The following is a 15063-nucleotide window of genomic DNA, read 5'->3' on the forward strand; positions in this document are numbered from 1 at the left end:
GTTTTATTGAAGTTCAATCAGGACCTCTCCTTCATCAGTGAAATCACCTTCTGATTTTTTCACTTCTTTCACCGTACCCGCTGCATCAGCGATAATCGGAATTTCCATTTTCATAGATTCCAAGATGGCCACTTCCTGTCCTTCTTCAATGACATCACCGGGCTTCACATGAATTTTCCACAGGTTTCCCGCCATCTGAATTTTTATGACGCTCATTTTGACGCCCCCTCGTTCATTGTTTGTAAAAAACCGGTTGTTGCCTCACCCTTTTCAAACACTTCTGAATGGGCAATTTTTGTCAGCAGCGGAATGTTGGTTTTAATCCCTTCTACATGATATTCGCCAAGGGCGGTTTTCAGTTGTTCAATGGCCTGTTTTCTCGTATTCGCCGTGACGATCATTTTGGCAATCATCGGATCGTAAAACGGAGAAATGACGCTTCCCTTTTCTACGGCGCATTCGTGTCGCACTGACGGGTGTCTTAAAACGGAAAAAGACGAGATGGCACCGGGTGACGGGTAAAAGGTGACCGGATCTTCCGCATAGATCCGCACTTCTATCGCATGACCGCGGTGGTTGATATCTTTCTGCGAGAAAGTCAGCGCCTGCCCGGCGGCAATTTTCAGCTGTTCTTCCACAAGATCCAGTCCTGTAATTTCTTCTGTCACCGGATGCTCCACCTGCAGTCTTGTGTTCATCTCTAAAAAATAGATATGTTTCTTTTGGTCGACGAGAAATTCTATTGTGCCTGCATTTTGGTAGCCGATCGATTTAGCGGCTTTAACGGCGGTTTCACCGAGTCTTTGTCTTAATTCATCGTCAACAAACGGCGACGGCGCTTCTTCTATCACTTTTTGGTGGCGCCTTTGTACTGAACAGTCACGTTCAAACAGATGAACGGTGTTTCCGAAAGAATCTGCGAGAATCTGAATTTCAATATGACGGGCATTTTCAATGACCTTTTCCATATACATTGCGCCGTCTCCAAAAAAGGACGCGGCCCGCTTTTGATTGCCTTCGAACGCTTTGGCCAGCTCTTCTTCTGAATGTACGATCTGCATGCCGATTCCGCCTCCCCCTGCAGACGCTTTCAGCATGACCGGAAAGCCGATGGCACGGGCTTCGGCTAAGGCGGAGTGGACATCGGGCAATGGCTCTGAAACACCGGGAACGATCGGGACCTTTGCTTTTTGCATCGTTTTTCGGGCTTCTATCTTGCTGCCCATCTTGGCGATGATATCACCGGGCGGGCCGATAAATGTGATTTGTTCCTTCCGGCAGCGTTCGGCGAACAGGCTGTTTTCTGACAGCAGCCCGTAGCCCGGATGAATGGCGTCCGCTCCGGCGGATTTGGCGGCTTCTATGATTCTGTCGATATGTAAATAGCTTTCATTTACTCTCGATTTACCGATCGGATAGGCCTCATCAGCCGCTTTTACATGCAGCGCGTCCCTGTCGGCTTCTGAATACACAGCTGCCGAGGGGATGCCGAGACGTTTGCAGGTGCGGATAATTCTTAAGGCGATTTCTCCTCTGTTGGCAATCAGGACTTTTTTAAACAAATGTGAAGCACTCCTTTTTCATTAAGTTAACTTGAGCTCTTCAATCGTTTTTTCCCGCAGCTTGAATTTCTGAATTTTTCCTGAGGCTGTCATTGGATATTCATCTGTAAACAAAACATACCTGGGGACTTTATAGCGGGCGATATGTTCTTTGCAAAAGGTTCTGATGTCTTCTGCGGAAGCGGTTTGTCCGTCTTTGAGCCTGACCCACGCCGCGGCCTCTTCTCCGTATTTCGGATCAGGCACGCCGACGACCTGAACGTCTGCCACTGCGGGATGCCGATATAACATTTCCTCAATCTCGCGCGGATAGATATTTTCGCCGCCCCTGATCAGCATGTCTTTCAGACGGCCCGTGATTTTGCAGTACCCGTCCTCGTCCATGACAGCCAAATCACCGGTATGCAGCCAGCCGTCCTTGTCTATCGCTTCTTCGGTCGCTTCTTGATTTTTATAGTAACCTTTCATGACATGATATCCGCGGGTGCAGAGCTCTCCTTGTTCGCCCCGGGCGGCTTCTTGGGATGTTCCGGGCCGAACGATTCTGACTTCGATATGGGGAAGCGCGCGTCCCGCTGTTTCCACTCTTCTTTCAAATGAATCATCCGTTCTTGTCTGCGTAATGACAGGTGATGCTTCGGTCTGTCCGTAGGCAATGGTAATGCAGGTCATCCCCATTTTGCCGATCACTTCTCTCATGACTTCCGCCGGGCATGGCGAGCCTGCCATAATCCCGGTTCGGACGTGGGAAAGATCATATTCAGAAAAGCGGCTGTCATTTAGGAGGGCGATAAACATCGTCGGTACACCGTGCAGAGCCGTGCAGGCTTCTTGTTCCACCGTTTTCAGAACGGCCGGCGGAGAAAACTGTTCGATCGGAATCATCGCCGCACCCGCGGAAACACACGCCAGCACGCCGAGCACACACCCGAAGCAGTGGAAAAACGGCACGGGAATACATAAACGGTCACTTGAAGTAAGCTTCATGCATTCTGCGATATTGGCCGCGTTATTTACGATATTAAAATGTGAGAGCATGACGCCTTTCGGAAATCCGGTCGTACCTGATGTATATTGCATATGAATGCAATCATCCTTTTTCAGGCTGTCCATCCTTCCGTCAAGCGCTGCATCCGTTACAGCTTCGCCTTCCTTCAGCAAAGAATCCCAGCGGTGCATCCCGGGCGGGCTTTTATCACCGATATATAACACCGTCCGTAAAAAGGGGTAACGTTTCGAACGCAGCCTGCCGTACTCACAAGTTTTCAGCTCCGGAATCAGCTTATTCACCATCTCAACATAAGATGTCTGCCGGTAGGAATCCATGATTATCAGGGCCGAGACGTCTGAATGCGCCAGCAGGTAATCGAGTTCTGCGATTTGAAAATTTGTATTAATGGTGACCAGAACAGCGCCGATTTTCGCCGTTGCAAATTGCGCCGCGAGCCATTCCGGTATGTTGGATGCCCATATGGCCACATGATCTCCTTTTTCAACTCCCAGCTTCATCAGCCCTTTTGCGGTTTGCCGGCATAACCGGTCAAACTCGGCATACGTATAACGAAGGCCGCGCTCAGGGTAAACAACCGCTTCGTGATCTGGAAAAAGCCCCGCGGTCCGCTCAAGCAGCTTTCCGGCTGTTAAATGGATAAGTTCAGCCATATGACCTGCCCCCTTCCATCTCTGTCTTAGTAAACGTTTTCATTTCACTTCAAAAGCTGTCTTGCGATGACCATTCTTTGAATTTCTGATGTTCCTTCTCCAATCTCCATCAGCTTTGCGTCACGAAGCATACGTTCGACACCGCATTCCTTCATATAACCGGAACCGCCATGAATTTGGATGGCCTGAAGGCAGGTTCTGACGGCCATTTCTGAAGCATAAAGCTTGGCGAATGCCGCTTCTTTCGTAAATGGCAGGTTTTGATCCTTCAGCCATGCCGCTTTAAGCACCATTTGTCTGGCAAGGTCAATTTCCATCGCCATATCGGCCAGCTTAAATTGAATGGCTTGAAATGACGATATCGGACTGCCGAACTGCTTGCGTTCCTTCGCATATGACAGCGACGCCTCCAGTGCGCCTTGAGCGATACCGACAGCCAGTGCCGCAATCGAGATCCGCCCGCCGTCTAATGTATATAAAAATTGTTTAAAACCTTTTTCAGGATCACCGAGCAGGTTATCGGCAGGCACCCTGACATCCTCCAGCACAAGCTCGGCCGTATCCGATCCTCTCACACCCATCTTGTCGTACGGATTTGTGATCGTAAATCCCGGTGTGTCTGTCGGGACGATGAGAGCTGAAATGATCGGTTTTCCGGCGGAGTTCTTTCCCGTAACGGCGGTGACAATGACCGTGCGGGCGTAATTTGCGTTTGTGATCCAGCATTTTTCTCCGTTTATCACATAGTCATCGCCCTTTTTCTCGGCTTTTGTCTGGGTGCCGCCGGCATCTGAACCGGCATTCGGCTCTGTCAGCCCGAATGATCCGAGCGCTTTTCCCGAAGCAAGCGGAACAAGATGTTCTTGCTTTTGCTGTTCAGTACCGAAATAGTATAATGGGCTTGCGCCGAGTGACACGGCTGCCGCGTAGCTCAGCCCCGTGCTGCCGCAGGCTTTTCCGATTTCTTCAACCGCTGCTGCATATGAAATGGTGTCACCGCCCGCCCCGCCGTATTCTTCCGGAAACGGAATTCCGAGCAGCCCGAGTTCGCCTATTTTTTTAAATGTGTCTATCGGGAAGACGGCTGATTGATCAACCTCATGGGCTTTCGGGGCAATTTCATTTTTGGCGAAATCTCTGACCATTTCGCGCACCATCTGCTGTTCTTTTGTCAATTGAAAATTCATTAACCTTCCTCCTTCTGCTGCTTTCTACATTTTATTAATGGGGGTCTTTATTCATTCCATCCAAATAAAGTCTGAACATTCGGACTCATCCGCCGCAAAAAAACTGACAGCGCCGCAACTGTCAGTTTTATTAATAATGGCTATTTAATCGTCCGTTTTGCGGAGGGACGGCTCTCATGGTGAAGCCTGTCAACAGAAGTAACGATATAGGTGCATGCTTCTTCCGCCCGAATATCAGTATCTGAAAATGTCTGCGTCCGTGACGATGTTTTTCTGACTGTATCCACTAAATAAGGCTGCTTTCCCTTTTCTGCGCGGTAAATGGCGTAATAAGCCGTTTTTTTACCGTTGGATTTCGCATCTTCGATATAGAGTGTATTGCCTGAAGCGTTCTTCTCCGCCCGTTTGACAGCCGGTTTTTTTAAAGCGGAATGTCCGAGCCAAGGCATCTCGGGAATTAATGCGGGCCGGCTGTACATGTCATTGATCAAACGGTTTTTCACATCGAGCGGATTACGGTTTAAATCCTTTAAACTGAAATGCATGCTGCCTTTTATCCATGCTGATCCTCTGTTTAGAGTAATCTGTCTTCCGTATTCCCCCGGGTCGGCCCAGGCCGGATCAGTATTGTTGTTGATTTTATAAGCTGCCTGCCCGATATATAAATGCACCGGCCGATTGTTCACTTCTTTTCCCCACCAATCCGCTAAGACGTCATATGCTGCCGCTTTAAATCCGATACTCCAGTAAATTTGCGGTGCGATGTAATCAATGTATCCTTTTTGGATCCATTCTCTTGTATCAGCATATAAGTCATCGTAGTTCCGCACCCCGGCGGCCGTTTCGGAGCCTGTCGGATCATCTGCGGCATTTCTCCATACGCCGAACGGGCTGATTCCGAATTTGACATAAGGTTTTTCTCGTTTGATGGTTTCGTTGATTTCTTTTACAAGCCGGTTGACGTTATCCCTGCGCCAGTCATCAATTGATGCAAAGTGAGCTTTTCCGTACCGTTCGTATTCCGCCTGATCGGGGAATTCCTGTCCGGCAATTTTATAAGGATAAAAATAATCATCCATATGAACCGCATCAATGTCATAACGGCTGACCACTTCTTTGATTCCATCCGTTATAAATTGTCTTACTTCCGGAATGCCCGGATTATAATACAGCTGTTTTCCGTATGCAGCGACCCAGTCCGGATGGGAACGCGCGGGATGATCATCTGAAAGCGCATTCAAATTTGTGTGATTCATCGTGATCCGGTAAGGATTGAACCAAGCGTGAAATTCAAGATTCCGTTTATGTGTCTCTTCAACTAAAAAAGCAAGCGGATCGTAGCCGGGATTTTTGCCTTGTGTTCCTGTCAGATACTCTGACCAAGGCCCGTAATCTGATGGATAAAAAGCATCAGCCGCAGGCTTAATTTGGACGATAACGGCGTTCATTCCCATCTTCTGAACGTCATCCAGCAGCTTGCTGTATTCTCTTTTTTGCTCTTCCGGTGACAGCCCTTTTTTAGAGGGCCAGTCGATATTGGTGACAGATGCGATCCATACGGCTCGCATTTCTCTCTCCGGCTGAGTGCCGCTTGCTTGTGCGGATGCTGAGAATGTAAAGATGCCGGCTGTCAGTACAACGGCCAAAAACCATATCATGCTAAAACGGCAGCTTTTCATGTTTTTCCCCCTCTCTGCTTTACGGTATTCCGAAGCATTCCGGGCGGTGAATCAGAAAGCCTGCTTTGCTCCTCTCAGCCTAAAAGGGAAAGAAAAAAGTCCTAAAGCGAATAAAACGCTTCAGGACTTTTTATGTTTTATGGCGGCGAGCACGTCAATGACCTTCGTTCCGACGCCGACACATGTTTCAAGAATGGCCTGCGCTCCGGCGATGGACAAAATGAAAATAACCGGATGTGCATAGCGGGGCCAGACCAAGTAGCAGATGCCGATCAATATGGCGCACCAGACACCCGCACACCAATAACATTGCAGCATATAACCGAATGCGGAGGAAGGGACTTTTTTTTGGACGGCGCGCCCGTTTTGATCGACGGTTTTTTCTTGTTTTATAAAGGGTTTTCTTATGAATTCCGTAATCTTATCAAATACGATCAAATGGGTCAGCCGGTAGCTGGCAAGAATAATCATTACATACGTAAGCCAAGATAGGTTCGTCATCTCAAAGCCTCCAAAAAAAACTGAGTGTGATTCCCCTATCTTGCCCTTTGTCTTCTTCAGTCATTCTGCCGGATGTTACAGATTCCGCGCCAAGCGTCTTCCGCTGTTTGCAATGATGTCCAGTATGATCTCGGCATTTTTGTGTGCAAAGGCGGGTTCAAACATATCTTTATGAGCTCCCTCGCCCTGATATTCCTGGTAGAGTCCCGTTGTGGCGCCTTCCCATTTCTTCGGCTCAGACTCAGCATTGTGCTCTTCCTTTAAGCCGGCCTCGATAAAATGGAGGTTTGCCGCAATTTGGCCGTCATTTATCAGTTCCGCCCAGTACGTTTGATAGCGCTCTGTTTTTCTGATGACCGCTTCCCTGACGGCTTCCGGGACATTTTCGGCTGTTGCGTTTGTTGGCTGCTGCGGCAGTGCGTCAAGCTTTCTGTACGCGTCTGCGATAATGACGTCGCTGATTTCTAAGCCGCGCTTTTCCATCGCTTTTGCAGCCTCGAATGCCGTATTGCCGCCCGCTGAATATCCGAAGAGGATGTAAGGGCCTTCCGGCTGGATTTCCAGCATTTTATCAATGTATTGTTCCATTCTGCTGTCTTCTTCAATAAAGTTAAAACCGTACACAGCAGCCCGTCCATTTAATGCCGCCGCCAGATCTTTAAAGAAAATGCCGAAACCTGAGATAGGCGGAAAACAGAAAAGATTGCGGCCTTTCGGCTGATTCAGTCTGCTGATATGCTGTTCGGCAGCTTCTGACAGTGTGTTTGAATACAGCTTTTCAGCCAATTGTTCGATTGTCGGATATTCAAATATCATTTCAATCGGGACGTCCATCTGCTGCCTGGTCTTCAGCTGATGAATCACTTGCAATGCTTTCAAAGAATGGCCGCCCAGCTCAAAGAAGTCATCCTGTATGCCCAGCTCCCCGCAGCCGAGGATCGGCGTCCAAATGTCGATCAGCTCACGCTCTACCCAGTTTCGTGGCGGAACGGCTTTTGATGAAGCTTTTTTCCGTTCCGGCGCAGGCAGCCCGCGGCGGTCCACTTTGCCGTTTGCGGTAAGCGGCATACGGTCAAGCTTCATCACATACTGCGGAATCATATAGTCGGGAAGCGACCTGGCCAATAGGGATCGAATGGCTCTTTCTTCAGCATGTGCGCCTGTATAATACGCACAAAGGGTTGCTTTTTGTCCTTCGTCTGACACGATGACTGCAGCTTCCCTGATTCCATCAATTTCAGTCAGCCGCGCTTCGATTTCGGCCGGCTCGATACGCTTCCCGCGAATCTTGAATTGACGGTCGATACGGCTGATGTATCCGATGCTTCCATCAGGCAGCCAGTGTGCCAAATCCCCTGTTCTGTAGATCTTTTCTTCAGGATGAACCGGGTGGCTGACAAATGCTTCACTTGTTAAGTCAGGCCTGTTTAAATAGCCTTTGGCAACCCCGTCCCCGCCGACACAAAGCTCACCGGGCACGCCGATCGGCGCAAGTCCGCCATTTTTATCAATGATATACGCGGTTGAATTGCTGATCGGTTTTCCGATTGGGATCGGCTGAGAAAAATCGTGCCTGATTTCGTAAAAGGTAGAAAATGTCGTATTTTCCGTCGGCCCGTATATGTTATAAAGGCTGAGATTCGGACAGCGGTGTCTGACCTTATTGATGAGCGCCGGGGACAATGCTTCTCCGCCGACATATAAGGTGTGCAAACCGGAAAACATCTCCGGATCCGCCTGGGCAAACTGGTTAAAGAGCGCCGTCGTCAAAAACAGAATCGTAATACGATTGGAACAAAGATAATTGCCGAACCTCTCAGGCGCAAGCATTGTCGTGCGGTCAACCACATGAAGGCACGCTCCGTTCAATAGCGCTCCGAAGATTTCAAACGTCACTGCGTCAAAACCGATGGACCCTGTCAGAATGAGACGGTCCGTCGTGCCGGCTGACGTGTAATTGCTGTTTGACACGAGCGATACGACGTTGCGGTTGGAAATCATTACGCCCTTCGGTTTTCCTGTTGAACCGGATGTATACATAATATAGGCAAGATCATCAGGTGACGTAACGGTATTCAGTTTTCCTGCATCAGCGGTTTGTTTTTCAGCTGCAGCCGGGATAGAGATGATGTGAGAAAAGTCAACGTCAGTCTCAATCCCTTTTTGTACCGTTAACAGCTGTGCTCCGCTCTCAGTGAGCATATCGGCGATCCTGTCGGATGGCAGTTCTGCATCGAGCGGAAGGTACGTCCCTCCCGCTTTCAATACAGCGAGAACAGCGATGATAAATTCCGGTGAGCGTTCGGCAAGAATTCCGGCAATTCCTTTTGGCGCCAAACCGTTTTCCAGCAGGATGCGGGCGAACGCAGTTGACCGTTCATCGAGCTCCCGGTACGTCATCGTCAGCCCGCCGGCGTGAAGCGCCTGATGGTCCGGGGTTTTCTTCACCTGTCGGCTGAACAGGCTGATGATGCTTTCGTCTCTTTCATAAATTGTTTTCGTGTCATTAAATTCGCCGATTATTCTTGATTTTTCCTTTTGTCCGAGCATCGGAAGCCGATCAGCGGGAACATCGGGATTGAAGGCGGCGCCGCGCAGCGCTTCTTCCAAGTGTCCTTTTACGCTCTCTATCCATACTTCGTCATAAACGTTCGCATTGTAGCTGAATTTGATGATCAGCTCATCGCCGGGCGCTATGATGAGGTTAAAATCGTAGCCCGATTGTTCCGAAACATTAACATTCCCGATCTGGAACGGTGCATCCGATTCCTTTTCCGCGTCTCTCATCTGCTGCTGAATCGGATAATTTTCAAACACGATGATATGGTCGATTAAATCCTGTTTCAGCTCAGTCTGAGATTGGATGTCAGCAAGCGGATGATAACTGAACGCCTCTGAATCAAGCATTTCTTTCTGGCTGCGGCCCAGCAGTTCTCTAAAGCTTTCGTCACCCGTTTTAATGCGTACCGGCACGGTATTGATAAACAGCCCGATCATGCTTTCCACGCCGTCAATGACGGAAGGCCGCCCTGATACGACGGCGCCGAATACGGCATCGTCCGTCCGGTTGTAGCGCTGCAGCATCAGGCCCCATACAGTCTGCATAAGAACCGCGAGCGTAGCGCCCTCTTCTTTGGCGATGGTTTTCAGCCTGTCTGTCAGATTTTGATCTAAAGAAAACAGGAGCTCTTTCTTACGGTAGCCTTTTTCCTGGGGACGGGCCGATATTTTCGGGAGTCCTGAGGGTGTCTCGCAGCCTGCTAAATATCCTTTCCAATACTCAGAAGCCGCGTCTTTGTCCTGATCAGTCAGCCATGTAATATACGTGCTGTAAGGCTTTGCGGGCGCCAGTGTGACAGGTGAGCCTGATTCAATCGCCCGGTACATATGCATGAATTCCTGAAGGACGATGCCGAGGCACCAGCCGTCCATAAGGATGTGATGGTGGCTCCAGACGCATACATATTTTTCGTCAGCCGTTTTAAACAAAGACACACGCATCAGCATATCCTTTTGCAAGTCAAAGCCTTTTAAGCGGTCACGTTCCTTAAATCGCTGTAAGTAGGCGCTCTGTTCCGCTTCATCCAAATGTGTAAGATCTTCGCGGTGCAGCCGGAATTCCCGCTCACGCAGCACGACTTGGCGGGGGCCGTTCAGCTGAGCGACATGAGGTAAAAAAACTGTTCTGAAAATATCGTGGCGGCTGATGACAGACTGTACGCTTTGCTCAAACAATTCCGGACGAAGCCGGCCTTTTATGGTGAAGACGGATTGCTCGATATATGCAGCCCCCTCCTTTTGCAGAAAGGAATGAAAAAGCATTCCTTCCTGCATTCGGCTGAGGGGATAAATATTTTGGATATTTTTTGTTTTGTCCATGTGTTCCTCCCGCTCGGTTTAGTGGAAGCTGAGTAAGTCGGCAATATCCTGCAATGCTTCCTCAGTCAGCTCCCGATCATCAAAGTCACTGACGGTCTTCTCCGTATCGGTTTTGCTGAGGCAGTGTTCCGACAGTTTCAGGAGATAATACCGGCAGCTTTCGGACAGCCGTTCGATCGTATCTTGCCGGAAGCGCTCCGTTTCATAGGAAATGCTGACGGTCATCCGGCCTTTTGCCGCAATCGCGCTGATTTCAAGTGACTGCTCCCGTTTCCATGTATCTGTCACATCATCTCCGCCTCCCAAAGGAGAAAACTGAAACGCGTCAGGCTGTTCCGTTTCTGCCGGATTCCCGCCGGGCGCATCGAATTGTCCGAGATAATTAAAGCTGATCTCCGGTGCTTTCCCGAAAGTCATCCCGGCAAGCTTCGGCGGTGTTAAATATTTGAGGACGCCGTATCTGTTCCCTTTATCCGGAATGCGCCGCAATGTGTCTTTAACGGTTTTCAATGTGCGAATTTCATATTCTTCAAGAGGTTCATAAACTCCGCTCCGGACAAGCACCGGGTAAATGGAAGTGAACCACCCCACTGTCCTGCTGATGTCCGCACCTGCCTGCTCCGATTGGCGTCCGTGTCCTTCAAGGGCGATTTTCAAAGCGTGCCGCGGCGACCACTTTTGAACGGCAAGCACGGCGGAAGCCAACAGCACATCCTGCGTATCCGTATTGTAGGCGCTGTGCACATCTTTCAACAGGGCGTCCGTTTCACTTTCTGTCAGAGTGAAGGATACCGTGTTCCGTTTTTTTGCAGGAGTTTGAGATAGACCTGCCTGCTCGTAAGGAAGACTTTCTGTTTCATAGTGTTCAATCTCCCGCCAATACTCCGCCTGCTGAAGAAGCTGTCTGCTTTCGGCATAATCGGCCAGCTGCTCCGTATATGTTTTGAATGACATGGTTTTCGGAGGGAGTTTGATTTCCTGACCAGAGGCGGCCTGCTCATAAGCAGAAGCCAAGTCCTCCAATAAAATCCGCCATGATATCCCGTCGACAGCGAGATGATGGACGGTCAGAAACAAGTAATCTTCTGCTTCAGAGCGGAACAGTCCCGCCTGTACCAGCGGCCCGTTCTCCAAATCCATGTTTCTCTGAAGCTCTGCGACGCGGCGTTTTATAAAACGTTCCTTCTCATGCTCATCGCCTTCCGTTTCTAATATGGTCAGGTTGTAAAGCTGCTCATCTGCGAGGTCAGCCGGTCTGTTGAAGAGGAGAAGACCTTTCTCTTCGTCTTTTTTGCAGACAAGGCGCAAGGCATCATGATGAACGGTAATGGCTTTTAACGTTTTCCTGAGAGCCTCTTCATCTATTGAATTTGTTCTCGTCAGCATGACGGACTGGTTAAAATGATTTGCTTCCTTCATGTCTTGTGTGAAGAACCATTTGTGAACCGGCGACCACTTCACTTCTCCTTCTGCGGGAGCTTGGCTGACCGGCTGCCGCTCTGTACGGACATAAGGAGCCAGCTCTCTAATTGTCGGCCGGCTGAAAATATCTTTTACGGCGATCTGTTTTCCTGCCTGATGTAATCGGGCTGATACTTGCAGGGCTTTGATGGAATCGCCGCCCAGTTCAAAAAATGATTGATCCGCGGCAATGTTTTCAGTTCCGAGCACTTCGCTCCAAATCGCGGAAAGCTCTTTTTCCAAGTCGCTTTCAGGCTCCGTAAATGCCCGTCCGGTGTGCGCTTTTTTCCGCGGCTCAGGAAGCGCGCGGCGGTCAAGCTTCCCGTTCGGTGTGACAGGCAGGGCTTCAAGTGTTTCAAAGAACGCCGGCACCATATAAGCGGGCATTTCATTTCTGAGTGCCTGCTGCACGGTTTCACTTTCTGTTCCTTCTTCTGTCACGATATAAGCGCATAGTTCCGTTTGGCCTGCTGATGCGGACAGAGCGGTAACGGCTGCTTCCTTGACACCTTTTATGCCTGTTAAGGCCGATTCAATTTCTTTCAGTTCCACCCGGTAGCCTCTGATTTTGACTTGCTCGTCCATTCGGCCGATATATTGCAGCGTGCCGTCCGGCAGCCATTTTGCCAGATCGCCCGTGCGGTACATGCGCCGGTTCTTGTGGAAGGGGTCTTGGACAAAGACTTGAGCCGTTTGCTTAGGAAGATTGCGGTACCCTCTTGCAAGGCCGGAACCCGAAATGCAAAGTTCTCCCGTTACACCGATCGGCTGCGGGTGATCCCCGTTTAAAATATAAACGTGTGAATGCTCAATCGGACGGCCGATCGTAATGTTCTCACTTTGTTCTATATGTCTTGCCGCTGTAGTGGCGACGCTGTTTTCCGTCGGGCCGTACTCATTGGCAAGCTCCGTGTGAGGACAAACTGATAAACTGCGGCTGATAATGTTTTGGTCGACAGCTTCTCCAGCTAATGTGACAATTCTGAGAGACTCTGCATCCCCCGGCTCCAGTACGTCAAGCAGTGTACGGTACAGTACGGGAACAATGATCATATGAGTGATGCGGTAAGATGCAAGATAGTGTTTAATGGCAAGAATATCTCTTGCTTCATCTTCAGCTGGAACGGCCGCCTTCGCACCTGAAATCAGCGGTGTGAACATACTTGTCACAAAACCGTCAAAGGAAAATGAAAAGAGCTGAAGAACTGTATCTTTCTCATTCAGATCATAAAATCCGCTGCGCCATTGAAGGGTTTTGCTGACGGAACGATGTTCGACCATAACCCCTTTCGGCCTGCCTGTCGTCCCGGACGTGTAAATGATGTAAGCCAAATCTTCCGGTGCTGATAATGGCTGAACCGATGATGCGTCTTGTTCTTGGATATCCTCCAGTGCGAGCACTTCACCTTTAAAATGATCAGGCACTTGATCTATCGCGCCGTGTACGGTAAGGAGAAGCGCTGTGCCGCTGTCTGAAATGATATATCGCTTGCGTTCCTCCGGGTATTCAGGATCTATCGGGACGTAGGCGCCCCCGGCTTTCCAAACCCCGAAGACTGCGGCGACTTGTTCCGGTGATCTTGGTATCACAATGCCGACGGCGGCATTCGGTCCGATCTGCCGTTTTTGCAGAGCTCTGGCGATTTTATTCGACCATTCATCTAATTCTTTATATGTGACCAACGTTTCCCCGCTGATAAGGGCTGCCGCATCCGGTGTTTTTCGCGCCTGAGTGATGAACAGTTCATGAACTGTTTTTTCAGGCAGCTGTTTATCCGTCATGCCGTTAAAGTCCGAAAGAATTCGGTCCCGTTCCGCAGCAGTCAGCATGCTGATCGCTTGTATAGAAGTTTCCGGTTCACGGACAATGTGTTCAAGCATCGTCATAAAGTGGGAAGCCCAGCGCTGCATCGTTTCTTTCCGGAATAAAGACGCCGCATATTCAAACAGAAAATGAATCTGTCCCCCGCCTTCAGAAGCCTGCAAAGTGACATCAAATTTGGAAACCGGACGGGACACGTCCGCAGGCTGAATATGCAAACCGTCCAACAGCAATTCCTCATGTTCCATATTCTGAACGACAAGCATGGCATCAAACAGCGGATTACGGCTTGTGTCCCGCTGCACGCCGATCCGCTCCACAAGCTCTTCAAACGGGTAGTCCTGATGTTCATACGCCTCAAGCGCCGCCTGGCGGACTTCCGCCAAATAATCGGTGAACCGTTTGTCCCCCTTCGGCTCCGTTCTGATGGCCAGCGTGTTGACGAACATGCCGAGAATCGGTTCAAGGTCTTTATGCGGACGCCCGGCAATCGGCGAGCCGACGATGATGTCTTCCTGCCCGCTCAATCTCGCGAGTAACGTATTGTACGCGGCGAGAAGCACCATATACAAAGTGGAGCCGTGATCCCGGGCGATGCGGTGAAGGTCGGATGCCGTTTCAGCGTCAAGCGTGCACGATACGCTGCCGCCCGCAAAGCTTCTGACAGCCGGACGGGGCTTGTCAGCCGGAAGCTCCAGCACCGGAAGCTCTCCTTCTAGCCGCTTCAGCCAATACGCTTCCTGCTTCTGATACCCTTCTTTCTGCTGAAACGACCGCTGCCAGACGGCATAGTCTTTATATTGAAGGCGCATCGGCGCAAGCGAACGGCCTGCGTACAGCTCGCCGAATTCTTTAATCAAGGTGTTGACGGACACACCGTCAGAAATAATATGATGCATATCCGTTAATAAAAGATGGCGTTCGTCCGATTCTTTCACGAGGGCCGCACGGAAGAGCGGCGCTTCCTCCAGACAAAACGGCCGGACGAATGCGTCAGCTGACTCGGCCTCATCGAGCTGAAACGGTACACTGTCATGGATGCGCTGCACCGGTTCGCCGTCAGGCCCCGTTTCAAAGGACGTTCTGAGCGATTCATGCCGCTCCACAAGCTCCCGGAACGTCGCCTCCAGCCGGACACGGTCAAGCGGGCCCGTCAGCTCCAGCACAGCTGGCATATTGTAGCCGACACCGCCGTCTTCAAGCTGCTGGAGCACATACATCCGTTTCTGCGCCGAAGACACCGGGTAGGTATCTTGTGTTTGCGCAGGCTGAATCGCTTCATACGGGCTCTCTTCCAATTCCTGAATAAC

At 50.0% G+C, this 15063-nt stretch carries 8 protein-coding genes; all 8 read right to left on the bottom strand.

From position 1 onward, the window contains the following. Positions 1–3: 3 nt before the first annotated feature. Positions 4–216 carry an acetyl-CoA carboxylase biotin carboxyl carrier protein subunit gene (locus ACWJJS_RS10350; protein WP_007410121.1) on the bottom strand — a complete coding sequence of 71 codons (213 nt, stop codon included), beginning with the start codon at positions 214–216 and terminating at the stop codon, positions 4–6. Further along, a complete protein-coding gene (locus tag ACWJJS_RS10355; RefSeq protein ID WP_454023544.1) occupies positions 213–1562 on the bottom strand; it encodes an acetyl-CoA carboxylase biotin carboxylase subunit in 1350 nt (449 codons plus the stop codon). The genes ACWJJS_RS10350 and ACWJJS_RS10355 overlap by 4 nt, the downstream gene beginning before the upstream one ends. A gap of 21 nt (positions 1563–1583) precedes the next feature. Beyond that, a complete protein-coding gene (locus ACWJJS_RS10360; protein ID WP_139886570.1) occupies positions 1584–3224 on the bottom strand; it encodes an AMP-binding protein in 1641 nt (546 codons plus the stop codon). Positions 3225–3268: 44 nt separating this feature from the next. After that, positions 3269–4411 carry an acyl-CoA dehydrogenase family protein gene (locus ACWJJS_RS10365; protein WP_032857977.1) on the bottom strand — a complete coding sequence of 381 codons (1143 nt, stop codon included), beginning with the start codon at positions 4409–4411 and terminating at the stop codon, positions 3269–3271. A 140-nt stretch (positions 4412–4551) separates the two neighbouring features. Next, complete coding sequence (locus tag ACWJJS_RS10370) at positions 4552–6090, bottom strand: glycoside hydrolase family 10 protein (protein ID WP_015388152.1); 1539 nt, start codon at positions 6088–6090, stop codon at positions 4552–4554. A 120-nt stretch (positions 6091–6210) separates the two neighbouring features. Then, complete coding sequence (locus tag ACWJJS_RS10375) at positions 6211–6591, bottom strand: DUF1360 domain-containing protein (RefSeq protein WP_003153891.1); 381 nt, start codon at positions 6589–6591, stop codon at positions 6211–6213. Positions 6592–6666: 75 nt separating this feature from the next. Further along, positions 6667–10470, bottom strand: a complete 3804-nt coding sequence (locus tag ACWJJS_RS10380; RefSeq protein WP_454023545.1) for a non-ribosomal peptide synthetase — start codon at positions 10468–10470, stop codon at positions 6667–6669. 18 nt (positions 10471–10488) lie between these two features. Next, positions 10489–15063, bottom strand: a 4575-nt coding sequence (locus tag ACWJJS_RS10385) for an amino acid adenylation domain-containing protein (RefSeq protein ID WP_454023546.1), incomplete at its 5' end; no start/stop codon positions are given.

Source organism: Bacillus sp. JK106 (genome assembly GCF_053663355.1).